Source organism: Pseudomonas sp. NFPP28, assembly GCF_900115535.1.
GTDB lineage: Bacteria > Pseudomonadota > Gammaproteobacteria > Pseudomonadales > Pseudomonadaceae > Aquipseudomonas > Aquipseudomonas extremorientalis.
The window spans coordinates 57715-81796 of sequence record NZ_FOWT01000001.1 but is presented as its reverse complement, the minus strand read 5'-3'; the positions used below and the strand labels follow the sequence as shown (position 1 = coordinate 81796).

Below are 24082 nucleotides of genomic sequence, written 5' to 3'. Positions count from 1 at the left end.
CTGGGAGTAGGGAATGATGGACCGTCTATCGAGCATGAATGCCTTTGTGATCGCCGCCGAATTGGGCTCCTACGCCCGCGCCGCCGAGCGTTTGCACATGTCGGCGCAAATGGTGGCCAAACACGTTGCCGCGCTGGAGCAGCGCCTCGGTGCGCGGTTACTCAATCGCACCACGCGCAGGCAAAGCCTCACGGAGTTGGGGAGCGCGTACTACGAACGTTGCAAACATATCCTTACGGAGGCCGAAGCTGCGGACTCGCTGGCGCAAATCATGAATGACACGCCGCGTGGCAAGCTGAAGATCACCGCGCCTGTGACCTTCGGTTCCTACAGCCTGATGCCACTGATTACTGCATTCCTGCGCGATAACCCGGACGTGGAAATCGACCTGCACCTGACGGATCGCTTCGTCGACCTAGTGGAAGAGGGCTATGAAGCAGCCTTCCGGATCGGTCCATTGGCGACCACCGGCCTGACAGCCCGGCCACTGGCGCCTTATCGCCTGGTGGTCTGTGCTTCGCCTGCGTACCTGTCTGCGCGGGGTACGCCGCAGGTGCCGGCAGACCTGGAACGTCACGAATGCCTGGGCTATGCCTTCTGGTCACGCCCGGCGGACCGCGCGTGGATATTTCATCAAGGCTCGACGCTGTACAGCGTACAGGTGACCAGTCGCCTGCAGATCAACGAAAGCCGGGCATTGATGTCGGCGGCGCTGGACGGTTTTGGCGTGGTTCTCGGCCCCCAGGATTTTTTGCATACGGCAATGGCCCGCGGTGAGTTGGTACAGGTGCTGCCGGACTTCGAGGCCCCGAGCCGGCCAATGCATCTGGTCTACACCGCAAATCGGCAGCGCACCGCCAAGTTGCGGCGATTTGTCGAGGCAGTGCTGGCGCGTTTCGGTCCGGTTTGAGCATTCATGTACCCGACGGGCCTTTCGTCTACCTCATGAACGCAACGCCCTCAGGTTCAGCAACCTGACAGACGCCACCTGTTAAAAATACTCCAGAGCCAAGCAGGAGCGAGGCTGCAACAAGGGGGCATTTTCTAGCGGTGCAGGTACTGGGCGTCAGCGTCCGAGGGTTTTTCTATGTGGCTACGTTATGGGGCATTGGCGGCCATGGTCGTCGCGGCATCCGGGTGTGTTCAAGAGCGCGTCGTGCATGAGCGCAGGCCGGTGCAACATGAGTATGTGGAAGTCATCGCGCCGCAACCGCCGCCGGTGCAGGTGATCGAAGTCGAGCCACCCGTACGCTACGGCTATATATGGTCGCGTGGTTATTGGCGCTGGGACGGCGCGCGATATGTGGCTGTACATGGTCACTGGGAGCCGGTACGCGAAGGCTATCGCTACGTGCATCCGCATTGGGTGCAGCGTAATGACGGGTATCACTGGCAGGGTGGTGGCTGGGTTCGCTGAGGCCAGGTTTCATTGGCCAGTAGCGTTAGATCGGCTTGTGGGTACCCAGCAGCCGAACCTCTCGCAACAATGCGGCACCGAGTTGGTCGGTGCCCAGTTCCCGATAGCCCACGGCCTTGACCTCGCCGTTTTCCTCCGCCTGGATGAGGATCACCGGGGTTTCCTTGCCGGTGGTTTCGTCGATATGCATCGCGTATTGGGGAATATCCAGCTTGATCGGCGTCCCCGCCGCCTGGCCTTTCACATTGATCAGGAAGGCGGCGCAACCGCTGTCGACATCCGCACTGGTGGCGGAGCGGCCGCTGACGAAGCAGGTTTTTGGCAGATCGGGCCAGGTGATGGCATCGGCCAGGGCGAGAGTGGGAGCCATAGCCAGGGCTGCGAGTAGAAACGTGCGCACGTCGGTCTTTCTCTCGATCAAGGTAAAAAACGGTTTGTATCAAAGCCCGCCCGCTGCCGCAATGCTGCGGTTCAGGCCAGTCGCTTCATGCCTGTGGTCTTGATCGCATTGAGGTCGAAGGTTGCCGTGTACTCGCAACCAGCGGCATGGGCGCAGCGCTCGATCAGGCAGTCTGCAAAGTCAGCCTTGTTCGCCACAAACTTGCGCAGCGCCTGCCAGATGATCTCGGCATGCTCTACGGTCAATTCGCGGGTGCGCAGCAGGGTCTCCAGTACCATCACCACATCACTTTTGGCCGACTGGTAGCAGCTTTGCAGTACCCACACCAACTCCACAATGGAAACCAGGCTGATAAAGCCCGGCGAGGCAGTGGTCAATGATTCGATCAGATCGGATGCCTTGGCGGATTGAACGGGATCATCCTGGGTGATGTAGCGCACCAGCACATTGGTATCCAGCCCGATCATCCGGCTTTTGCCCCCTGCGCTGCGATGGCCTGGTTCATCTCTTCGATGGAGACGGCCCTGGCGGAGCTGCGGATCAACCCTTTGAGGTCATGCACCGTTTTGCTCGCGGCAATGATGGAAAACTGCCCATCTTCCATTTCTACGAATTCAACCCGATCCCCTGTTTCCAGGCCGAGGGCAGTCCTGACCTGGACAGGAATGGTGATTTGACCTTTTGAGGTGAGTGTAGCGATAGCCATGTTGAAGATCTCCATCGTGATATTCCTTACCTTAGGGTAAGGAATGACAGAGGACAATATCCGTTGGTCCATAGGGTGCTCATCTGGTGTGGGTTAGTCGGAACAGGTAAAACACTAGTCCCAACTGTGCCCGCCTGCCGGGCTTAAAGAGATACAAGCCATGACCGACCGCCAGCTCATCATCCCTCCCTCCATGCACTCAATCGTCGAGCGCGCCGGCTACGTGCCCGCGGTCAAGGTGGGCAAGACGTTGTACTGCGCCGGTCAGGTCGGGCGTACGGCTGCATTGGCGGTGATCGAGGACCCCGAGGCGCAATTCGTCGCGGCCTGGGAGAATCTGCGGCAGGTGCTGGAAGAGGCCGGTTGCACCTTCGACGATGTGGTGGACATGACCACTTATCACGTCGATATGAGCCAGCACATGGCGGTTTTCCGTGAAGTGAAAAACCGCCTGTTTCCACGTGGGCATTGCGCCTGGACCACAATCGGGGTGTCCGAACTGGCGCACCCCGGCCTGCTGGTGGAAATCAAATGTGTGGCGGTACAGCGCTAGCTTATTGCACCACGCGGTAGCAGGGCACATACGCCGCGCCGCCCGGCAACTTCATGCGGTGCTGGGCGACGAAGGCCTGTAGCAACTCATCCAGCGGTTTCATGATGGCCGGGTCGCCGTGGATCTCATACGGGCCGTTCTGCTCGATCAGGCGGATGCCCTTGTCCTTCACGTTACCCGCCACGATCCCCGAGAACGCGCGGCGCAGGTTGGCGGCGAGTTCGTGGGGCGGCAGGGCGTGGCTCAATTGCAGGCTGGCCATGTTTTCGTGGGTGGGGTCGAACGGGCGCTGGAAGCCTTCGTCGATCTTCAGCAGCCAGTTGAAGTGGAAGGCGTCGTTGCGCTCGCGACGGAACTGCTTCACCGCCTTGAGGCCAGCGGTCATCTGGCGCGCCACTTCGGCGGGGTCGTCGATGATGATCTGGTAGTGTGCCTGCGCCGCTTCGCCCAGGGTGGCGCCGACGAATGCGTGCAACTGCTGCAGGTACGGCGCGGCGTGTTTCGGCCCGGTGAGGATGACCGGGAACGGCAGGTCGCGGTTGTCCGGGTGCATCAGGATGCCCAGCAGGTACAGGAACTCTTCGGCCGTGCCGGCGCCGCCAGGGAAGATGATGATGCCATGGCCTACACGCACGAAGGCTTCCAGGCGTTTTTCGATGTCCGGCAGGATCACCAGCTCATTGACGATCGGGTTCGGCGCTTCGGCAGCGATGATGCCCGGTTCGGTCAGGCCCAAGTAGCGCCCGCCGGTAATCCGCTGCTTGGCGTGGGAAATGGTCGCGCCTTTCATCGGACCTTTCATCACGCCAGGGCCGCAACCGGTGCACACGTCAAGGCTGCGCAGCCCCAGTTCATGGCCGACTTTCTTGGTGTATTTGTATTCTTCGGTATTGATCGAGTGCCCGCCCCAGCACACCACGATCTTCGGTTCGACACCCGGGCGCAGCGTACGGGCGTTGCGCAGCAGGTGGAACACGTAGTCGGTGATGCCCTGGGAGTTGCTCAGGTCGATGCGCTGGCTGTCCAACTCGTTCTCGGTGTAGACGATATCGCGCAGGGCGCTGAACAGCATCTCACGGGTGCTGGCGATCATTTCGCCATCGACGAAGGCGTCTGCCGGAGCGTTCAGCAGTTCAAGGCGCACGCCGCGGTCCTGCTGGTGGATGCGCACTTCAAAATCTTTGTAGGCGTCGAGGATGGTCTTGGCATTGTCGATGTGCGCGCCGGTGTTGAGGATCGCCAGGGCGCATTGGCGGAACAGGGTGTAGATGCTGCCGGTACCGGCTTCGCTCAGTTGCTGGACTTCACGTTGAGACAGGGTTTCGAGGCTGCCCTTGGGGCTGACGGAGGCATTGATGACTTGACGTTGGGGCATTCTGATTCCTTGAAAGCGCAGCCACCGCACCGGCAAGGGGCCGCGATGGCTTGAGAATGATGGGCGCCGAATTCGGTCGCACGAGACGGTTATTTACCTCAGGCGCAAGGCCCAGCGCAAATACCGTCCAGCACCATCATGCCGCAGAACTCACTGAATCAGCTTCCAGTTTTTGTAGAAAACCCGACGCAGGGTAAAGGCCATCCCGGCAAACCCAGCGATCACGGCGTTGAGCACCCGGGGCACCGGGGTCGGCCGCACGATATCGATAAACAGGCAGTAACGCTTGGCATCGTTTTTGTTGAAAGACGCGTGCATCAGCGTGTCATCGAAAATAAACAGCGGGTCGTCATGCCAGTAGTGTTTGTGCCGGCCCACCTGGATGTAGACGCCCTCGTGATGCGGTGCCGGGGCCATGTTGTAGAGCACGCGGAACATCATGCGCAGCGGGCCGAAGTGGAAGGAGGTCGAGCGGTTTTCGTTGAACACTGACACGCCGATGGTCTTCACGAACGACAGTTTTTCGCGCAGTCTCGGAATGTCCAGGGCGGTCTCGATGGGCTGGCCATACCACTGGAAGAACAGCATGCCGCGTTTCTTTTCGGCCATGCGCTCATCCAGGTAGCCGATGATTTCGTCCTTGTGGGCCATGGCATCGTTGATCACCTGTTGCAGGTCTTCACGCCAGGCGGGTGGCAGGTCGGCCATCTTGTAGACGTGGCGGTTAGGCGAACTCAACAGGTCGAACAGGGTGTTGAACGGGGCCAGCAGCCAGGTGTTGCGGCCACTGCCGATAAAGTATTTCTTGATCGTCGTGCGGTCGTACAACCCATTGCGCAAAAAGTCGTAGACGCCACACACCAGCACCAGGCCCAGGAACACCAGGGTGGTGACCGGGAAGCAATAAATAACCAGCAGCACGCCGAAGATCCAGGCGGTCGAGACTATTTTCTTGCGGTTGACACTCGCACTCATGAAGCTCAACTCCAGCGGGGAAGGTGCACGAGTTCCAGTCCTCTGGACATCGCGAGATGCGGAGGTATGAAACATTATGAAACAATGTCCTTATGATAGGGCTTTCTCCGGCCGCCAGGCGTTTTAAATATTGCGAAATTGTGAAGGCTTTACACAGTTTTTAACCCCGGCAGCGCTGTGTGGAGTGGATTTTGTAAACAGAAGATTTGCGACTATCGTGACGCTTCGGTTTTTTGGACGTCATAGACCGGTACGATTGAAGTTGAATGGCCACCACTGGCCTTCGGCACCTTGGAAGAGGCAGAAATTTTATGATCATCAAACCGCGGGTTCGTGGCTTCATCTGTGTGACCGCTCACCCTGTTGGCTGTGAAGCGAACGTCAAGGAACAGATCGACTACGTGACCCAACACGGCGTCATCGAAGGCGGCCCGAAAAAGGTGCTGGTCCTCGGTGCTTCCACCGGCTACGGCCTGGCCGCGCGCATCAGTGCCGCGTTTGGTTGTGGCGCCGACACCCTGGGCGTGTTTTTTGAGAAAGAAGGCGAAGAAGGCAAGTTGAGCTCCGCCGGCTGGTACAACAGCGCCGCGTTCGAGAAGTTTGCCGTCGAAAAAGGCCTGTACGCCAAGAGCATCAACGGCGACGCGTTTTCCGACGAGATCAAGCGCCTGACCATCGAAACCATCAAGAAAGACCTCGGCAAAATCGACCTGGTCGTCTACAGCCTGGCCGCGCCTCGCCGTACCGACCCGCAAGGCGTGGTGCACAACTCCACCCTTAAGCCGATCGGCAAGGCCGTGACCCTGCGTGGCATCAACACCGACAAAGGCGTTGTGGTCGACACCACCCTGGAGCCAGCGACCCGGGAAGAAATCGACGGCACCGTCAAAGTCATGGGTGGCGAAGACTGGCAGCTGTGGATCGACGCCCTGCGTGACGCCGACGTCCTGGCCGAAGGCGCCAAGACCACTGCGTTCACCTACCTTGGCGAGAAGCTGACCCAGGACATCTACTGGAACGGCTCCATCGGCGAAGCCAAGAAAGACCTCGACAAGAAAGTCCTGACCCTGCGCGACAACCTCGCCGCGCTCAAGGGCGACGCCCGCGTGTCGGTGCTCAAGGCCGTGGTCACCCAGGCCAGCTCCGCTATCCCGATCATGCCGCTGTACCTGTCGCTGCTGTTCAAAGTGATGAAAGAACAGGGCACCCACGAAGGTTGCATCGAGCAGGTCTATGGCCTGTTCAAGGACAGCCTGTACGGCAAGGAGCCGAAGCTCGACGCCGACGGCCGCCTGCGTGCCGACCTGGCCGAACTGGAACCGAAAGTCCAGGACGCCGTGGCGGCCCTGTGGAACCAGGTCACCGACGAAAACGTCAACGAGATCAGCGATTTCGCCGGCTATAAGGCTGAGTTTCTGCGTTTGTTCGGCTTTGAAATCGACGGCGTGGACTACGAGGCTGACGTGAATCCTACCGTGAAGATTAACGGTCTGATCTCGGCGTAACGATCTGGGCCGACAGCAGTCTCCATAACCCTATTATGAGGCTGCTGTTTTGTTGGCGCCCCGGCGTGTTCAGCCTTGGTTGAACCGCCTTTGGGCTTTGACGAAGTCAGAACGCCTGATGCTCACTATTTCTTTTTCCCAAAGCGGATTCACCGGAGCGTGATAGCCGCTGTCCTTGGCTGTTTTGACCAGCTCCGCCATGTCTCGGCTGTCGTTGATCATGCAGATTTCATCGAACCGTCCCAGTCTGACTGGCAGAAAGAAAGTTGCCGGGTAGTTGGCCTCGACGTCCGTCGCCGGGCTGCCGGAGTCCGCATTGTGGTGTACCACCCGCTCTCCGTTACCGACCAATCGATGATTGATCAACGCTATCATCTGCTTTATCCGTGGCGTGGCGTTACCCAAGTCGGGGTCTTCCTTTTGATAGAAACGGGCGGCGCTTTCATAGTCTGCACGCAGCGCTTCGGGCAACTGAAAACAGCCATCGACTGGGTGTCGATGCCTGTAGCTGTCGATCCGTTGTGTGAAAACACTGTGCGCTACATCGGGCACCGGGATTGTATCCTGGGGGCCAAAATCGCTGATGTGAGGCGCCACCATGTGCAGGTCATAATCGGCGGTCAACGCCTTGCCACCGACGTGTTTCGCCAGAACTTCAACCGGTACTCCCTTATGGGTGATGAGGTAGCTGTCTTCTGACGCAGATGTGCGTCTACCTTCAAATGCATACTGCTGTTGACTGGGCCCTTGGGCACTGAAACGCAGTGCTTCTTCGTGGGGCCTTGTTGCCAACTGGGCAATGTGCCCGAGTTTTATCAGTTCGCCGATACGCTCGCCCGAGATTTTCAAGGGGACCGCAACGGCGTGCCCGTCGCGAATGCATGCCTGGATTTGCTCATTGGCGGTGGTCACTTTTGCTGGGGCGTCCTCCTTGAATTTTTCAAGCTTGCTGAACGCCTGGTTTGTACAGATCAGGCCAGCTTGCGGTCCCCAGTTGGCACTTTTTCCTTTGATATGAAAGTCCTTGGTGGGATGACCGGCCGCTATCAACCCGGTAGCCACGGTTTCTACAGGGCGTACGCCAATGATGGAATTGGTGGCCGCTGCGATGTTCTGCAGGGGAACAAGGTGGCTCGGTACTATTCCCGTCTGCTCCTTGACGCGTTCAAATGCGTCGATGACCGAGCTGTTCGCCGCGTGGACGGTGCCGCTCGACTGAGTGGCTTGAGCGCCCAGCAGTGTGTGCAGGCTTAGCGCGGAAGGTGAAATGACAGGGGAGATGATGTCGCTCATTGAGTTGCTCCAAGTCATGTTATATCGGCATGTTGGATGATTCCTTTCGGAACAGCGCATTCCCTCGATTACACAGAGCGACACTAGAGACATTTTGTGCGCGGGGGGGGGGAAAGAAGTACTACAGGCTGTATGAAGCCGATCTGCAACGGAAGGTTCAGGCCTGAATGCATGGGAGTTGCAGCGATATCTGTTGTGCGTGAGCCGGAAAATTATCGGAGCGGTCCTACGCCTGCTTACTTGCCGACGCAGGTCACCGGTGTGAGACAGATGCAGCACATTAATTGGGAGGTGCGTATGACAATTCGTGCAGTGGTCTTTGATTCGGCGGTGTCCTGTTTGATTGGAGCCCGCAGCACCTGTACCGCAAGCGGATTGCCGATGATCACGAGCGACAATGGTTTCTCGACCACATCTGCACCCAGGCCTGGAACACCGAGCAGGACGCCGGTCGCTTCCTGGCCGAAGGCACCCGCAGCCTGATCTACCACGCCCGCCTCAGCCAGGTACGGGTCCAGTTGCCGGATATCCAGCCCTCTGAAGTGGTGTTTATCGATAACGTTGCAGGCAATATCGAAGCGGCCATCGCTCTGGGCTGGCAGCGGACTCACCATGTGTCTGCCGCGCGCACGGCGGCGCAGTTGCGTGAGTTGGGCGTGGGCTTCTAGCGCGCCCACTTTTCCATGGCGAAATCCACGAAGGCGCGCAGCTTGGGCAGGCGATAACGGTCCTGGCCGTAGAGCAGATGCATGGGGCGACTGGGCAGTCGATAGGTGGTCAACAAGGCCACCAGTTTGCCGCTCTCCAGGTCCGGTTGTACCAGGGCATCGGCCAGCATGATGATGCCCATGCCGTTGACGGCTGCCTGGCGCAAGCCTTGCGAGCTGTTGATGGTCAATGAGCCGGACACCGGCACTTCCACCTCGCCGCTATCGTCGGTCATGCGCCAGAGTTTTTCGGTGTCGCGCCAATTGTCATTTGCCGGGTAGGCGAACGCCAGGCAGTCATGCTGCCTGAGGTCCTCGGGTGTCGAAGGCGTGCCGCGTCGCGCCAGGTAAGCAGGTGACGCGCAGAGGGTGAGGGTGTAGTCCTGCATGGGCCGTGCGATCAGGCTCGATGTTTCCAGTTCGCCAAGACGTATCGCCACGTCGAAGCCGCTGTCGACCAAGTCCATCCGCTCATTGCTCAACACCACGTACAGGTTGATCAGCGGGTAGCGCCGGGAAAATTCGCTCAAGGCCGGTGTAAGGCGTTCGGTGCCGAATACGGGGGGCGCGGTGATGCGCAGGGTGCCCTTGGGGACATCGCTATGGGCTTGTTCGGCCAGTTGCTCGGAGTCGGCCACCAAGCCCAGCACTTCCAGGCAGCGCTGGTAATACTGCCCGCCGAATTCCGTGAGGCTCTGTTTGCGCGTGGTGCGCTTGAGCAGGCTGACGCCAAGGCGTTGTTCCAGCGCGCGCAAGTGGTTGCCGACCATGGTGGTCGACATCCCGCAGGCTTGGGCTGCGGCGGTCATGCTGCCAGTCTCGACCACCTTCACGTACACCGACATTGCCTGGAACAGATCCATTATCAAGCCCTGGTTTAAAGTCATTGCAGGAATGTGCAGTTTATCCAGCTCAGGTGGCTAACGATACTGAAGCCATCACAACGATGCACTGGAGCCGCACCATGACCGCTGCCTGCTTGATGACCACTTACCAACCCCTGGCGCTGAGCTTTACCCGCGGCCTGGGCACGCGCCTGTGGGACCAGCAGGGCCGTGAATACCTGGATGCGGTGGCCGGTGTGGCGGTGACCAATGTCGGCCATTCGCACCCCAGGTTGGTGACGGCCATCAGCGAGCAGGCTGGCTTGTTGTTGCATACCTCCAACCTCTACAGCATCGACTGGCAACAACGGCTGGCCCAACGCCTGACTCAACTGTCTGGCCTCGACCGGGCCTTCTTCAACAACTCCGGTGCCGAGGCCAACGAAACAGCGCTGAAACTGGCGCGGCTGCATGGCTGGAAAAAAGGCATTGAAGAACCGTTGGTGGTGGTGATGGAAAATGCTTTTCACGGCCGTACGCTCGGCACCATGGCTGCCAGTGACGGGCCGTCGGTACGCCTGGGTTTCCAGCGCTTGCCGGGGGACTTTCTCAAGGTGGGCTTTGGCGATCTGGCTGCGCTTGAGGCAATCACCCAGACGTTTGGCGCGCGGATCGCCGCGGTCCTGCTGGAACCGATCCAGGGTGAAAGCGGCGTACTGCCGGCACCACCGGGCTACCTGAAAGCCCTGCGTGATCACTGCACCCGCCATGGCTGGTTGATGATGCTCGATGAAATCCAGACCGGCATTGGGCGCACCGGCGCCTGGTTTGCCTTCCAGCATGAAGGCATCGTCCCGGACGTGATGACCCTGGCCAAGGGCCTCGGCAACGGCGTACCCATCGGCGCCTGCCTGGCGCGGGCCGGTGTGGCCCAGTTGTTTACGCCGGGCAGCCATGGCAGCACCTTCGGCGGCAACCCGTTGGCGTGTCGCGTGGGGTGCACCGTGCTGGACATCATCGAAGAACAGGGTTTGCTGCAGAACGCGGCGCTACAGGGCGAGCGTTTGCTGGCGCGGTTGCGGGTGGAACTGGGTGAGCACCCGCACGTCCTGGCGATTCGTGGGCAGGGGTTGATGATCGGGATCGAACTGGCGAGCCCTTATCGTGACCTGGCCCAGCGCGCGGCCCAGGAACACGGCCTGCTGATCAACGTGACGCGGGGCAAGGTCATTCGGCTGCTGCCGCCGCTGACCCTGGCTGCCAAGGAGGTCGAGATGATCGTGCGGGCCATTACCCGGCTACTGGATCAGGCCCGTTGAGCCATTCCTGGTTCAGGGTTTCGGTATCGCCCAGATACTCCAGCAGCCAGGCCATGGCCGGGGACAGCCTGTCCTGTGCCCAGGCCACACACGACGGGCTGGCAGGAAACGGCCGGCTCAATTGCAGCGCCACTAATTCCCCGCGCTCGATCCACGGCAGCACCTGATGCGCCGGCGCCATGCCGACGCACAGGCCGTCACGCAAGCAATCGAGGGCCGATGACCAGTTCGGCACCACCAGCCGACGCTGGTTATCCAGGGTCCAGGTGTCGCGTTTGGGCAGGTTGCGCGATGTATCGGTCATGCACAACGAAGCGAAGGGCCTCAGTTGATCGTCACTCAGCAAGCCTTCGACGCGGGCCAACGGGTGGCGCGCACTGACCACACACAGCCAATTCAACAACCCCATGTCGCGAAAGGTGAAGCGGCTGGCCACCGGCACCGCGCTGGTGGCGCCGATCACAATGTCGGTGCGCTCATCCGCCAGGGCATCCCACACGCCGTTGTACACCTCGTATTCCAGCAACAGCTCGACCTCGGGAAACTGCCGGTAGAAATCAATGACCAACTGTCGGCAGCGCTGGGGTTTGACGATGGAATCCACCGCCACCTTCAACTGGCCACTCCAGCCGTTGGCCACTTGCTGGCAAAGGCGTCGGGTGCCGAGCATTTTTTTCATCACGCCACGGGCTTCGTCGATAAACAGCCGGCCGGCCGGCGTCAGCTCGACGTCCCGGTGGCGCCGCACAAACAACGGCACTGCCAGCCATTCCTCGATCTGACGCACCGTATAGCTGATGGCCGACGGCACCCGGTGCAGTTCCTGGGCAGCTGCGCTGAAGCTGCCATGACGCGCGACTGCATCGACAACGTCCAGCGAATATTCGGACCACATGGCGGTTGCCTTCAAATTTATTGATAAGAGTATCCAATTATTATCGCTTCACAGCAAAACTGTCAGCTTCATAATGGGCGGCAGTCAGCAAATAGTTTGATGGCAGGATCAACAAGGCTTCAATGAAAAATTCTTTTGGTTTCACTGGGTATCTGGCGGGGCTGAGCATGCTCGGTTACCTCGCCATGGACATGTATTTACCGGCGTTCGGCGCCATGGGCGAGCACTTGCAGATTGGCGCCGGTGCAGTAGGCGCCAGCTTGAGCATCTTCCTCGCCGGCTTTGCGGTCGGGCAGTTGTTATGGGGGCCGTTGTCGGACCGCCTGGGGCGCAAGCCGATCCTGCTCGCCGGGCTGAGCCTGTTTGTGCTCGGTTGTGCGGGCATGTTCTGGGTCGAAACGGCGCCTCAGTTGCTGGCATTGCGTTTTATCCAAGCCATTGGCGTATGCGCCGCCGCCGTCAGTTGGCAAGCCCTGGTGATCGACCGCTACCCGGCCGACAAGGCCCATCGCGTGTTTGCCAGCATCATGCCGCTGATGTCGTTGTCACCGGCTTTAGCGCCGCTGTTGGGCGCGATGGTGCTGAGTCACTTCGGCTGGCAGGCGATCTTCGGCGTATTGCTGGGTGTGTCGTTGTTGCTGTTGTTGCCGACGTTGTTCCTGCGTACTGCGCAGAAACGTCAGGCCGCGAAGGGCGAACCTTCGCGCCTGGGTTATGGACAGTTACTGACGTCTCGCGTGTTTACCGGCAATGTCATGATTTTTGCCGCGTGCTCGGCCAGTTTCTTCGCCTGGCTGACGGCGTCGCCCTTCATCCTGGGCGGCATGGGCTACAGTCCGAATGACATCGGCCTGAGCTACGTGCTGCCGACCTTGGCGTTCCTGGTCGGTGGCTACAGCTGTCGCAGCGCCTTGCAGCACTTCCAGGGCAAGACGCTGTTGCCGTGGCTGCTGCTGGCGTATTGCATCAGCATGGTGGCGTTGTACCTGGTCGCGACCTTGACCGTGCCGAGCCTTACCACCTTGCTGATTCCGTTCTGCCTGATGGCGCTGTGCAACGGTGCCAGTTACCCCATCGTCGTGGCGAACGCGCTGATGCCGTTTGCGCAAAACTCCGGCAAGGCGGCGGCGCTGCAAAATACGCTGCAATTGGGCCTGTGCTTTCTCAGCAGCCTGCTGGTGTCGTCAATGATTGACCAGCCACTGCTGATTACCGTGATTGTGATGCTGGCGACCGCGCCGTTGGCCGTGCTGGGGTACTGGCTGGCGCGGCCCAAGGCCAAGGATTCGGAGCTGGCAGCCGCCTAGAACGTCACTTCCAGGTTCACTGTCGGCGTCGATGTGCGGCTACCCCGGCCGCCATCCACGCCGAATTTGTTATGCCAATACTCGTAACCCACCCCCAGGTACAGGTTCGGCTTGACGCTTTTGCCCGGTCGCACCGCCACCATCAGCGCGGTGCGCATCAGGGCTTCCGGCGCGGTGTCGCGACCGTGATAGTCCTCGCCTTTTTCCCCGACATAATTCATGAAACCCTGGAATTTCGCCGCATGATTGGCAATCTCGAACGGGCGCATCCACGTCAGGTTGAGCATGTAGGTATCGTCGAACGTGTGGTTCGACTCCTGCGCGCCGGGGATGCCGGTGTGGTTCTTTTCCTTGTAGTACAGCAGGCTCAGGTCCAGCACGCCGACGGTGTTGAACTTCAAGGTCGGGCCTATCACCAGGGCGCGCTTCCTGGCTGAGGCGAAGTTGTTGTTGCGGTTGGCATCGAACCCCAACGTCAGCGCGTAATCCTTGACCAGGCCAGTGCCCAGCGGCACATCGAACACCCGCGATGCATACAACTGGTGACGGTACACCGCATACACCTCGCTCCCGCCATGATCCGTACCCTTGCGCGGGTCGCGGCTGTCGGACAGGAACACATCGAGGTTGAGGAAATTGCTGCCGTACCGGTAGCCGCTGGCGTGGGTAAAACTGTAGATGCGCTTGCTGAATTCGTCGGGGTTGTTCGGGTTGGTGAACTGCTGGCCGTAGCGAAACCCTGCGCTGTTGTTCATCCATTCCACCGCGACGGCCTCCCCGCCGCCGAGGAGGGTGAGTGCGACGGTTGCGCCCTGTAGTGCCTTTTTCATTGTTATGGGTCCTTTGGCGTTCTGGCTCATCACGGCCGGATTGTTTTTGTAACGCCGACGGAGGGTAACTTGTTCGATTGATTGTATACAACTCTATGGACATCCAGTCCAAACATTGCATACAGTGGCCGCACAACAAAAACAGAGAACCCCTCACCATGACTATCCCGAAGGCGTCACCGCAGCGGCCAGAAGATGAGAATCTCGGCGTCGCCGCCAACATGGCTTACGGCCTGCAACATGTGCTCACCATGTACGGCGGCATCGTCGCGGTACCGTTGATCGTCGGCCAGGCGGCGGGTTTGTCGCCGGCGGATATCGGCCTGCTGATCGCCGCGTCGTTGTTCGCCGGTGGCCTGGCCACGCTATTGCAGACCCTGGGCCTGCCGTTTTTTGGTTGTCAGTTGCCGCTGGTGCAGGGCGTGTCGTTCGCCGGTGTGGCAACCATGGTGGCGATTGTCGGCAGTGATGGCGCCGGTGGTGTGCCGGCGATTCTTGGCGCGGTAATGGCCGCGTCGTTTATCGGATTATTGATAACCCCGGTGTTCTCGCGGATCACCAAGTTTTTCCCGCCGTTGGTAACGGGCATTGTGATCACCACCATCGGCCTGACCCTGATGCCCGTTGCCGCGCGCTGGGCCATGGGCGGCAACAGCCGCGCCGCCGATTTCGGCAGCATGTCCAATATCGGCCTGGCGGCGTTGACCCTGGTGCTGGTGTTGCTGCTGAGCAAGATAGGCAGCGCGACCATCTCGCGCTTGTCGATCCTGCTGGCGATGGTGATCGGCACCGTGATTGCGGTGTTCCTTGGCATGGCCGACTTCTCCGGCGTGACCCAGGGGCCGATGTTCGGTTTCCCCACACCCTTCCATTTCGGCATGCCCACCTTCCATGTGGCCGCGATCATTTCCATGTGCATCGTGGTGATGGTGACCCTGGTCGAGACCTCGGCGGATATTCTGGCGGTGGGTGAAATCATCGACACCAAAGTCGATTCCAAGCGTCTGGGCAACGGCCTGCGCGCCGATATGCTGTCGAGTATGTTCGCGCCGATCTTCGGTTCGTTCACCCAGAGCGCCTTCGCCCAGAACGTCGGGCTGGTGGCGGTGACCGGGGTCAAGAGCCGCTTCGTGGTGGCCACGGGCGGGCTGTTCCTGGTGATCCTCGGTTTGTTGCCCTTCATGGGCCGGGTCATCGCGGCGGTGCCCACTTCAGTGCTTGGCGGGGCCGGGATTGTGCTGTTTGGCACCGTGGCGGCCAGTGGTATCCGCACCTTGTCCAAGGTGGATTATCGCAACAACATGAACCTGATCATCGTGGCCACGTCCATCGGTTTTGGCATGATCCCGATTGCGGCACCGAGCTTCTACGACCACTTCCCGAGCTGGTTCGCGACCATTTTCCACTCGGGGATCAGCTCGTCGGCAATCATGGCGATCCTGCTGAACCTGGCGTTCAACCATTTCACCGCCGGCAATTCGGACCAGCAGTCGGTTTTCGTGGCGGGGACCGAACGCAGCTTGTGCTTTCGCGATGTGTCGGAACTGCGTGATGGGGATTACTTCAAGGGCGGCAAGTTGTTTGATGCCGAGGGCAGGGAGATCCCGTTGGTGGCGGAAGTGCCTAGGAAGGTCACCAAACCCGAGGCTAGCGAGGCCTGAATGTGGGAGGGGGCTTGCCCCCGATGACGGTGTATCAACTGAGTGATTGGCGCCTGACACACCGCTATCGGGGGCAAGCCCCCTCCCACAATTGGAATGCATCCAGCTTGAGCATTCAGCCGGCCTTGAGCACTTTGTATTGTGCCGAACACACCTCATCCAGAAACTTCACCACAGTCCCCATGCACGCCTGGCGTTCTTCCACATGGGGCATGTGGCTGGAGTCTTCAAACAGCGCCCAGCGCACATCCGCAATTTCGTCCAGGAACGGCTTGACCACCAGCGGCGTGGCCTCGTCGTGGCGACCCGAGATCACCAGCGTCGGTACGTTGATCGCCGACAGGCGGCCAGTGGACTTCCAGTCTTTCAAGCTGCCGATCACATGGAATTCGGTCGGGCCGCTCATGGCGTGGTACACCGTCGGGTCTGCATCGACCGCGGCGAAGGTGCGCGCCACTTCCTCGGGCCAAGGGATGACCCGGCATACGTGATGGTCATAGAACACCCGCGACGCGGCGAGGTATTCCGGATCCTGGTAGTTGCCGACGGCTTCGTGCTTGAGCAGGGTTTCATGCACGCCTTCAGGCAACAATTTGCGCAGGCGGTTGGCTTCGCTGACCCAGGTGCGCATGCAGGTCGGCGAGTTGGCCGGGATGAACGCGCGCAGGCCCTTGGGTTGCAGGATCGCGTGTTCACTGCCGAGCATGCCGCCCCAGGACTGGCCGAGGATCGCGTAGTTATCGCTGATCTGCAGGTGGTCCAGCAGGTTGTCGAGTTCTTCGAGGAACAGGCCCACGGTCCAGAAGGACGGGTCTTTGTCGGGCAGATGGGTGGAGCGGCCGTTGCCCAACTGGTCGTAGTGGATCACCGCGTGACCGCTGGCGGCGACGTCCTTGAACGCGTCAACATAATCATGGGTGCATCCGGGGCCGCCGTGGATAACCACCAGGGGCGTGCGACCGCTCGACAAGTCACCGGTGACGCGGTACCAGGTTTGGTAGGCGCCAAACGCCGCATACCCTTCGCGGATTTTTTCGATGAATTCCATTTCGTACCCTGCTCTGAAAAAAGGATCAGGGACACGATAATGCGTGGCAGAAATTTAGGTAACTAGCAAAACAGCTAGGTTTTGCCGGGGAGTCAGTCTTCCAGCAACCGGTAATGGGTGGCGCGCACTACCGCCTGCACGCGGTTCTTGGCCCCCAGCTTGTGCATGGCCGAAGCCAGGTGCAGGGTGACCACCGCCAGCGAACGGCTCAATTGCGTGGCAATTTCGGCCGCCGTCAGGCCTTCGGCGGCCCATTTGAGGCACTCACGTTCGCGTTTGGTCAGGTGGATATGCGGGTAAGTGCGCAGCTCTTTGCTGAACAGTGGGTAGGCCGCTTCCTGCAAGGCATGGGAAATCAGGCTGAAGTCCGACAAGGTCTGCTGCGCATCCTTCAACACGCTGCGGGCGTTGCCGGTGCGCAGGCCGGTCAGCGAGGCGAAGCCGCCACGGGGCAGGTGGATCGGCACGCTGACGCCGCAGGTCAATTGCTGGTCATGCAGGTAGGATGAAACCGGCGCGTGGCAGGGATCGATGATCTTTTGCAGGGGGGTGTCGGCCTTGACGTCGTAGGACCACACGAACGGCGACACCCGGCTCAGAGCCAGGTGTTGCACCGGATCGATCTGGTAGAACCCTTCGCTGCACCACAAGGCATGCCAGTCGGCCGGGGTGTTGCGCAGTTGCAGCACCGAGGGGGTGATCAATGCGCCATCCTGGTCGATCGGCACCGGGGTGTAGTCGTACACCAAGGCGTCGAAGCCCAACTGTTGGGCAAGGATAAAGGTGTTGTCCATCTGCTCGTCCAGGCTCCTGCCCGGCATCAGACGGTGATTTAAGGCAGTCAGCTTGGCCAGCATCCGTTCTGCTCCCGATTTCATTTGAATCTCGACTTGCGGCAAGTAGAATGCCACGCCCCGGCGAAGGACTGCCAGGCCAAACCTATAAGAAATACTAGGTTATGGACGCGCGGCATCCTCGGTAGTGTTGGCCGATCAACGGCCGCTACCTGCCAGGCCGATACAACACAAGGAATGTATGCATGTGGCGTGAAATTGCCCCCGACCAGCAGTACAACGTGCAAGTCGATGGCCATAACCTCGTGGTCTACAGCTTCGGCGAAGGCGATGAGGTGCTGCTGTGCCTCAACGGCGGGCCGGGCCTGCCGTGTGACTACTTGCGCGACGCCCATGGCTGGCTCAAGGAGCATAACCTGCGAGTGGTTGCATTCGACCAGCTTGGCACGGGTGCATCAGCCAGACCCACCGATGTTTCGCTGTGGGAAATCCGCCGTTATGTCGAAGAAGTCGAAACCGTGCGCCAGGCCCTGGGCCTGGGCCGCGTGCATTTGCTCGGGCATTCCTGGGGCGGCTGGCTCGGCATCGAATACGCGATCCATTACCCCGACGCGCTGAAAAGCCTGATCCTCGAAAACACCGTGGGCGACATTCCGCACCTGTCCCAGGAACTGGAGCGCCTGCGCGGTGCCCTCGGCAGCGAAACCGTGGCGATGATGCAACGTCACGAAGCCATGGGTACCCTCGACCACCCGCAGTACCAGGCCGCGATTACCTTGCTCAACTATCGCCACGTGTGCCGGCTGGACGAGTGGCCTGCACCGGTCAGGCGCTCTCTCGACGACTGGAACATGGGCCCTTACGAAACCATGCAGGGTCCCAACGAGTTTCTCTACATCGGCAACCTCAAGGACTGGAACCGCCTCCCCGAGATGGCCGCGTTCAAGATGCCGATCCTGATCACCACCGGCCAGCACGACGAACTCACCCCGGCCTGCGCCATGCGCATGAAAATGGCGGCCCGGCACGCCGAATTGCATGTGTTCCCCAACAGCAGCCATATGCCGTTTTATGAAGAGCCCCAGGCATATTTCCCGGTGCTGCTGGACTTCCTCTCGCGTCACCGAGGCTGACGGATGAACCTGGCGCGCTACCGTTTTGTGCTGTCCCGGCCGCTGCAGTTGCTGCCGGTGCTGTTTGGCATCAGCCTGATCACCTTTGTGCTGGTGCGCTCGATCCCTGGCGACCCGGCGCGCGCCTTGCTGGGCTCGCGCAGCACGCCGGATGCCTTGCTGAAGATCCGCGCCCAGTACGGCCTCGACCAGCCGTTGTGGCAGCAATACTTCTACTTCCTGAAAAACCTGCTCAAGGGCGACCTCGGCCAATCGCTGCTGTACAAGGTCGACGCCCTCAAGCTGATTGTCACGCGCATCGAGCCCACCCTGGTGCTGGTACTGGGCAGCGTGGTGCTGGCGCTGCTGATCGCGGTGCCGCTGGCGACCTGGGCCGCACGCAACAAGGGCGGCTGGGCGGACAACCTGATCCGCGTGTTCACCACGGTTGGCCTGGGCATGCCGGCGTTCTGGCTGGGCTTGATGCTGATCCTGTTGCTGAGTGTGCAGTGGGGCTTGTTTCCGGTGTCCGGCTACGGCCGCACCTGGCTGGACAAGGCGCATCACATGGTGCTGCCGTGCCTGACGATTGCCCTGGCGTTATCGGCGGTGCTGGTGCGCAACCTGCGGGCGAGCATGCTGATGGAGTTGCAGGCCGATCACGTGACCGCGGCCCGCGCCCGTGGGCTGTCGGAAACCGCCGTTTTTCGTCGGCATGTGTTGCCAAATTCCCTGGTGCCGGCGGTCAACCTGCTGGCGGTGAACATCGGCTGGCTGATCAGCGGCACGGTGGTGATCGAAAGCCTGTTCGCCATTCCCGGTATCGGCCAATTGCTGGTGCGCGGCATTTTCACCCGCGATTACATGGTGGTGCAGGGCGTGGCCATGGTGCTGGCCTGCGCGACGGTGGTGGTCAACTTCATCGCTGACGTGGTGACGGTGGCCCTCGACCCACGGGTGAAGATGCAATGAGCAGCCGCCCGTTGATTGCCCCGTGGCGCTTGCGTCTGCGTTTCGGTTTGCGCAATGGTCGGCTGACGGCGGCGTGGGGCCTGTTGATCCTGCTGGTGTGGCTGGCGCTTGCGCTGTTTGCGCCGTGGATTGCACCGTATGACCCGATTGCGCAGAACCCTGATTTCAGTTTGCTCGCTCCAAGCCTTATGCATCCGTTTGGCACGGATAACTACGGAAGAGACATCCTTTCGAGGGTGATCTGGGGCGCGCGCATCGACCTGCAACTGGCCATTGTCGGGGTGATCTTCCCTTTCATGATCGGCACCTTCATCGGTGCGGTCTCGGGCTATATCGGCGGGCGCTTCGACAGCGTTTGCATGCGCGTGATCGACGTGATCCTGGCGTTTCCCTTCCTGGTGCTGATGCTCGCGATCATGGCTATCCTCGGGCCGGGCTTGAAGAGTTTCTACATCGCCATGGCGCTGGTGGGCTGGGTGTCGTATGCGCGGCTGATCCGCTCGCAGATCCTGGTGCTCAAGGAAAGCGAGTTTGCCCTGGCCGCCAAGAGCCTGGGCTTTGGCCACGGGCGCATTCTGTTCCGGCATCTGCTGCCCAATGCGATGTTCGGCTCGATTGTGTTTTCCATGTCTGACGCGGTGCTGGTGCTGCTCAATGGCGCCGCCGTGAGCTACCTGGGCCTGGGCGTGCAACCGCCGACCGCCGAGTGGGGCACCATGGTGGCCGAGGGGCAGGCCTTTATCACCACGGCCTGGTGGATCTGCACCTTTCCGGGGCTGGCCATCGTGACCCTGGCCATGGGCTTCAGCCTGCTGGCCGATGGCGTGGCGCAAGTGTTGGGGGACCGCTCATGAGCCTGCTGCAAGTGCGCGACCTCAGTGTCATCGCCAACAATGCGGGGCGCGATGTAACCCTGGTCGAGCGGGTGTCGTTCGATCTGGCCGAAGGCGAAATCCTCGGCCTGGTAGGGGAAAGCGGCTCGGGCAAAACCATGGCCTGCCGTGGCCTGATGCGCCTGTTGCCATCGCCCAGCCTGCGCGTGCAAGGCGGCTCGGTGCGGCTGGCCGGCCAGGACCTGTTGGCATTGGATGACGCTGGCATGCGCGCCGTGCGCGGCGGCCAACTGGGCATGATTTTCCAGAACCCCAGCAGCCACCTTGATCCGCTGATGCGTATCGGCGAGCAGATTGCCGAGGGCATCCGCCTGCATCAAGGCGCGTCGAAAAAAGACGCGCGATTGCAGGCCATCGACGTGTTGCGCCAGGTTGGCATCCCCGATCCCCAGGCGCGGGTCGACAACTACCCCCACGAGTTTTCCGGCGGCATGCGCCAGCGCGCGATGATCGCCGTCGCCCTGGGCTGCAACCCGAAAGTGCTGATCGCCGACGAACCCACCACCGCCCTGGATGTGACGGTGCAGGCGCAAATCCTGCGGCTGTTGATGGAATTGCGCGACCAGCGCGGCCTGTCGATCATCATGATTACCCATGATCTCGGCGTGGTGGCGCAAACCTGTGATTCCATCGCCGTGATGTACGCCGGGCGGCTGTGCGAGCACGGCAGCAAATACGACTTGCTGGCTCGACCGCAGCATCCCTACACCGCCGGCCTGATCGATTGCCAGCCCGCCCACAGCAGCGGTCACGCCTTGCTGCGCACGATCCCCGGGCAACCGCCGTTGCTGGATGCATTACCCGCCGGTTGCCGGTTCAACCCGCGTTGCCCGCAGGTTGGCGCGTTGTGCACCGAGGTCTTGCCGGACGGTGCTCGGGTCGCCTGTCATTACCCGTTGGGAGCGCAGCCATGAGCCTGTTGCAGATCAAGGACCTTGAGGTGAAGTTTGCCGCGTCCGGCACCGGCGTGTTCGGGTTGAACAAGCAGTGGGTGAGGGCAGTGAACGGCGTGTCGCTGAACCTGGCGGCGGGTGAAACCCTGGGACTGGTGGGTGAGTCGGGCAGCGGCAAAAGCACCCTGGGCCGCGCCATCCTGCACCTCAACCCGATCAGCGCCGGCCAGGTGTTGTTTGACGGCATCGACATGGCCCATGGCAGCGCCATCGACATCACTCGTCTGCGGCATGAAACCGCAATGATCTTCCAGGACCCGTACGCTGCGTTGAACCCGCGCCACACCATCGGCGAAACCATTGCCGAAGTGCTGCGCGTGCAGCGCAAAGTCGCGCCAGAGCAGGTTGCAGCTCGTGTGAATGAACTGCTCGACCTGGTCGGCCTGCGCCCCGAACTCGCCAGTCGCAAACCCGCCGCCCTCAGCGGTGGCCAGTGCCAGCGCGTCGGCATTGCCCGGGCGCTGGCGGTTGAGCCACGCCTGATCATCGCCGACGAGTGCGTGGCGGCGCTGGATGTGTCGATCCAGGGCCAGATCATCAACCTGCTGCTGGAACTGCAACAGCGCATGAACCTGGCGATCCTGTTTATCGCCCATGACCTGGCCATCGTGCGCCGATTGTGTGACCGCGTGGCGGTGATGTACCTGGGCAAGATTGTCGAGGAAGGACCGGTGGAGGCGGTCTTCACGGCGCCACGTCATCCGTACACGGCGGCGTTGATCCAGGCGATTCCCGAGATCGATCCGCATCGGCCATTGCCGACAGAACCCTTGCCGGGTGAACCACCGAGCCCACTGAATCTGCCCACAGGCTGCGCCTTTCACCCGCGTTGCCGGCATGCCCGCGCCCTGTGTTCCGTGGTGTTGCCGCCGACCCATTTCCTGCACGAGCATCGGTACAGTTGCGTGCTTGAAGAACCTTTGCTTTGACCCATCCCTGCCATTCATGAACAAGGAGTTATGACATGCAATCGCGCCACTTGAAGTTGCTCGCCGCCGCTACACTGACCGCCTGGTCGCTGACCGCCGGTTTCGCCCAGGCCGCCGGTGTCCTGACCATCGGCTGCCGTGAAGACAGCACCACGTTCGACCCGATCAAAAGCGCGCAAAACCGCGACACCTGGGTCTTCGCCAACGTCTACGACACCCTGGTACGCGTGGACAACCTGGGCACCAAGATGGAGCCGGGCCTGGCTGAAAGCTGGGATATCTCCAAGGACGGCCTGACTTACACCTTCAAACTGCGTGACGCGAAGTTCTCCGATGGCTCGGCCATTACCGCCGACGATGCGGCGTTCAGCCTGCTGCGTATCCGCGACAACAAGGCTTCGCTGTGGGCTGATCCGTTCAACTTGATCAACACGGCCAAGGCATCGGACCCGAAAACCCTGGTGGTCACGCTGAAAACCCCGGCTGTCGCCTTCCTCTCGCAACTGGCGTCGCCGACGGTGTCGATCCTGTCGGAAAAAGCCATGACCAAGATGGGCGAAGACGCCTACTCGGAAAACCCGGTGACGTCCGGCGCGTTTACCGTAGACGAGTGGCGCAAGGGCGATCGGGTGATCCTGAAGAAGAACCCGAACTTCTGGCAGGCCAGGAACGTGAGCCTGGATGGCGTGGAGTGGGTCTCCGTTACCGACGACAACACGCGCATGCGCATGGTGCAGAACAATGAGCTGGACACGGCGATCTTCGTACCGTTCTCGCGGGTTGAAGAGCTGAAGAAAGACAAGAACGTGGTGATCCACGCCGACCCGTCCACACGTGAAGATCACCTGCTGATCAACCACGCCCACGGGTTGCTGGCCAAGCCGGAAGTGCGCCAGGCGCTGGACATGGCCATCGACAAACAATCGCTGGTGAAGACCGCCACCTACGGTCAGGGCACTGTGGCCTATTCCTACATTCCAAAGGGCTCGCTGTACCACTACGCCAACAACCTGCAGCGCCCGTATGACCCCACCGCCGCCAGGAAGCTGCTGGAGCAGGCCGGTGCGAAGGACTTGAAGCTCAACTACGTGGTCAACGCCGGCAACGAAGCCGACGAGCAGATTGCGGTGATCATCAAGGACCAGTTAGCCAAGGTCGGCGTAACCGCCAACCTGCAAAAGGTCGATCCGACCCAGAGCTGGCAGATGCTGGTGGACGGTGAATACGATATTTCGGTGATGTACTGGACCAACGACATCCTCGACCCGGACCAGAAGACCACCTTCGTGCTGGGCCACGACACCAACCAGAACTACATGACCCGCTACAGGAACGACAAGGTCAAGGACCTGGTGGCCCAGGCACGGATCGAGGCCGACCCGGTCAAGCGTGAGCAGATGTATGTGGAATTGCAGAAACTGGCGAAACAGGATGTGAACTGGATCGACTTGTACTACAGCCCGTACATCAACATCTCACGTAAGAATGTGAGCAACTTCCTGCAGAACCCGTTAGGCCGCTTCACCCTTGAAGAAGTGGTGAAAAACTAAAGCACACTGCTGAAAAATGTGGGAGGGGGCTTGCCCCCGATAGCGGTGGGACAGTCACTGTATC

The 24082-nt window shown here is 60.6% G+C and carries 24 protein-coding genes and 1 pseudogene; 14 read left to right on the top strand and 11 right to left on the bottom strand.

What is annotated here, in order from left to right; all coding sequences use genetic code 11:
• Positions 1-13 precede the first annotated feature (13 nt).
• Both BM110_RS00390 and BM110_RS00385 read left to right on the top strand, forming a co-directional pair.
• A complete protein-coding gene (locus BM110_RS00390; protein WP_093511882.1) occupies positions 14-910 on the top strand; it encodes a LysR family transcriptional regulator in 897 nt (298 codons plus the stop codon).
• 177 nt (positions 911-1087) lie between these two features.
• The gene (locus BM110_RS00385; RefSeq protein ID WP_093511880.1) at positions 1088-1417 is read left to right on the top strand and encodes a YXWGXW repeat-containing protein; all 330 of its coding nucleotides are present in this window, start codon (positions 1088-1090) and stop codon (positions 1415-1417) included.
• A gap of 25 nt (positions 1418-1442) precedes the next feature.
• On the opposite strand, the gene BM110_RS00380 is transcribed toward BM110_RS00385, so the two are convergent.
• From BM110_RS00380 to BM110_RS00370, 3 genes are all read right to left on the bottom strand, one after another.
• The gene (locus BM110_RS00380) at positions 1443-1787 is read right to left on the bottom strand and encodes a hypothetical protein (protein ID WP_071489039.1); all 345 of its coding nucleotides are present in this window, start codon (positions 1785-1787) and stop codon (positions 1443-1445) included.
• 101 nt (positions 1788-1888) lie between these two features.
• Positions 1889-2284 (bottom strand): PIN domain-containing protein, encoded by a 396-nt coding sequence (locus BM110_RS00375; protein WP_092247496.1) that lies wholly within the window; start codon positions 2282-2284, stop codon positions 1889-1891.
• Positions 2281-2538 (bottom strand): AbrB/MazE/SpoVT family DNA-binding domain-containing protein, encoded by a 258-nt coding sequence (locus tag BM110_RS00370; RefSeq protein WP_093126441.1) that lies wholly within the window; start codon positions 2536-2538, stop codon positions 2281-2283. Before BM110_RS00370 ends, BM110_RS00375 begins: the two co-directional genes overlap by 4 nt.
• A gap of 145 nt (positions 2539-2683) precedes the next feature.
• Here BM110_RS00370 and BM110_RS00365 point away from each other — a divergent pair, with 145 nt between their 5' ends.
• On the top strand, positions 2684-3076 hold the full coding sequence (locus tag BM110_RS00365; RefSeq protein ID WP_093126445.1) for a RidA family protein: 393 nt from the start codon (positions 2684-2686) through the stop codon (positions 3074-3076).
• A 1-nt stretch (position 3077) separates the two neighbouring features.
• Here the strand turns inward: BM110_RS00365 and ppnN are convergent, their stop codons facing one another.
• Together ppnN and BM110_RS00355 are read right to left on the bottom strand one after the other, a co-directional pair.
• Positions 3078-4451, bottom strand: a complete 1374-nt coding sequence (gene ppnN / locus BM110_RS00360; protein WP_025856956.1) for a nucleotide 5'-monophosphate nucleosidase PpnN — start codon at positions 4449-4451, stop codon at positions 3078-3080.
• Positions 4452-4601: 150 nt separating this feature from the next.
• Positions 4602-5426, bottom strand: coding sequence for an aspartyl/asparaginyl beta-hydroxylase domain-containing protein (locus BM110_RS00355; protein WP_093511878.1), 825 nt, complete (start codon positions 5424-5426; stop codon positions 4602-4604).
• Positions 5427-5737: 311 nt separating this feature from the next.
• Between BM110_RS00355 and fabV the strand changes: the two genes are divergently transcribed.
• Positions 5738-6931, top strand: coding sequence for an enoyl-ACP reductase FabV (gene fabV / locus BM110_RS00350; RefSeq protein ID WP_092247508.1), 1194 nt, complete (start codon positions 5738-5740; stop codon positions 6929-6931).
• Between the two features lie 69 nt (positions 6932-7000).
• Here fabV and BM110_RS00345 read toward each other — a convergent pair whose 3' ends face one another.
• Positions 7001-8224: an anthrax toxin-like adenylyl cyclase domain-containing protein gene (locus BM110_RS00345; RefSeq protein WP_093511876.1), complete on the bottom strand. Its 1224-nt coding sequence runs from the start codon at positions 8222-8224 to the stop codon at positions 7001-7003.
• 297 nt (positions 8225-8521) lie between these two features.
• Here BM110_RS00345 and BM110_RS29690 point away from each other — a divergent pair.
• A pseudogene (locus BM110_RS29690) lies at positions 8522-8892 on the top strand (hypothetical protein).
• On the opposite strand, the gene BM110_RS00335 reads toward BM110_RS29690, so the two are convergent.
• Complete coding sequence (locus BM110_RS00335) at positions 8889-9794, bottom strand: LysR family transcriptional regulator (RefSeq protein WP_071489046.1); 906 nt, start codon at positions 9792-9794, stop codon at positions 8889-8891. The pseudogene BM110_RS29690 and the gene BM110_RS00335 sit on opposite strands and share 4 nt — an antisense overlap.
• A 101-nt stretch (positions 9795-9895) precedes the next feature.
• On the opposite strand from BM110_RS00335, the gene BM110_RS00330 reads away from it, so the two are divergent.
• Complete coding sequence (locus BM110_RS00330) at positions 9896-11074, top strand: aspartate aminotransferase family protein (RefSeq protein WP_071489047.1); 1179 nt, start codon at positions 9896-9898, stop codon at positions 11072-11074.
• On the opposite strand, the gene punR is transcribed toward BM110_RS00330, so the two are convergent.
• The gene (gene punR, locus BM110_RS00325; protein ID WP_093511874.1) at positions 11046-11969 is read right to left on the bottom strand and encodes a DNA-binding transcriptional activator PunR; all 924 of its coding nucleotides are present in this window, start codon (positions 11967-11969) and stop codon (positions 11046-11048) included. The genes BM110_RS00330 and punR overlap by 29 nt on opposite strands.
• 122 nt (positions 11970-12091) lie before the next feature.
• On the opposite strand from punR, the gene punC reads away from it, so the two are divergent.
• Positions 12092-13276 carry a purine nucleoside transporter PunC gene (gene punC / locus BM110_RS00320; protein ID WP_071489049.1) on the top strand — a complete coding sequence of 395 codons (1185 nt, stop codon included), beginning with the start codon at positions 12092-12094 and terminating at the stop codon, positions 13274-13276.
• Here the strand turns inward: punC and BM110_RS00315 are convergent.
• The gene (locus BM110_RS00315) at positions 13273-14106 is read right to left on the bottom strand and encodes a nucleoside-binding protein (protein ID WP_093126464.1); all 834 of its coding nucleotides are present in this window, start codon (positions 14104-14106) and stop codon (positions 13273-13275) included. The two genes, punC and BM110_RS00315, sit on opposite strands and share 4 nt — an antisense overlap.
• A 158-nt stretch (positions 14107-14264) precedes the next feature.
• Here BM110_RS00315 and BM110_RS00310 point away from each other — a divergent pair, with 158 nt between their 5' ends.
• Positions 14265-15767 (top strand): nucleobase:cation symporter-2 family protein, encoded by a 1503-nt coding sequence (locus BM110_RS00310; protein WP_092247648.1) that lies wholly within the window; start codon positions 14265-14267, stop codon positions 15765-15767.
• 115 nt (positions 15768-15882) lie between these two features.
• Here BM110_RS00310 and BM110_RS00305 read toward each other — a convergent pair whose 3' ends face one another.
• Both BM110_RS00305 and BM110_RS00300 read right to left on the bottom strand, forming a co-directional pair.
• Complete coding sequence (locus BM110_RS00305; protein ID WP_092247523.1) at positions 15883-16815, bottom strand: proline iminopeptidase-family hydrolase; 933 nt, start codon at positions 16813-16815, stop codon at positions 15883-15885.
• 92 nt (positions 16816-16907) lie between these two features.
• The gene (locus tag BM110_RS00300) at positions 16908-17672 is read right to left on the bottom strand and encodes a LuxR family transcriptional regulator (RefSeq protein ID WP_071489052.1); all 765 of its coding nucleotides are present in this window, start codon (positions 17670-17672) and stop codon (positions 16908-16910) included.
• A 182-nt stretch (positions 17673-17854) separates the two neighbouring features.
• On the opposite strand from BM110_RS00300, the gene BM110_RS00295 reads away from it, so the two are divergent.
• The 6 genes from BM110_RS00295 to BM110_RS00270 are packed head-to-tail and all read left to right on the top strand — an operon-like array spanning position 17855 to position 24018.
• Positions 17855-18742, top strand: coding sequence for a proline iminopeptidase-family hydrolase (locus tag BM110_RS00295; protein WP_071489053.1), 888 nt, complete (start codon positions 17855-17857; stop codon positions 18740-18742).
• A gap of 3 nt (positions 18743-18745) precedes the next feature.
• Positions 18746-19693, top strand: coding sequence for an ABC transporter permease (locus BM110_RS00290; RefSeq protein WP_092247532.1), 948 nt, complete (start codon positions 18746-18748; stop codon positions 19691-19693).
• Positions 19690-20547, top strand: coding sequence for an ABC transporter permease (locus tag BM110_RS00285; protein ID WP_092247535.1), 858 nt, complete (start codon positions 19690-19692; stop codon positions 20545-20547). Before BM110_RS00290 ends, BM110_RS00285 begins: the two co-directional genes overlap by 4 nt.
• Complete coding sequence (locus BM110_RS00280) at positions 20544-21500, top strand: ABC transporter ATP-binding protein (protein WP_092247538.1); 957 nt, start codon at positions 20544-20546, stop codon at positions 21498-21500. The genes BM110_RS00285 and BM110_RS00280 overlap by 4 nt, the downstream gene beginning before the upstream one ends.
• Positions 21497-22468, top strand: coding sequence for an ABC transporter ATP-binding protein (locus tag BM110_RS00275; RefSeq protein WP_093511871.1), 972 nt, complete (start codon positions 21497-21499; stop codon positions 22466-22468). Before BM110_RS00280 ends, BM110_RS00275 begins: the two co-directional genes overlap by 4 nt.
• Positions 22469-22503: 35 nt before the next feature.
• Complete coding sequence (locus BM110_RS00270) at positions 22504-24018, top strand: ABC transporter substrate-binding protein (protein WP_092247541.1); 1515 nt, start codon at positions 22504-22506, stop codon at positions 24016-24018.
• Positions 24019-24082: the final 64 nt, after the last annotated feature.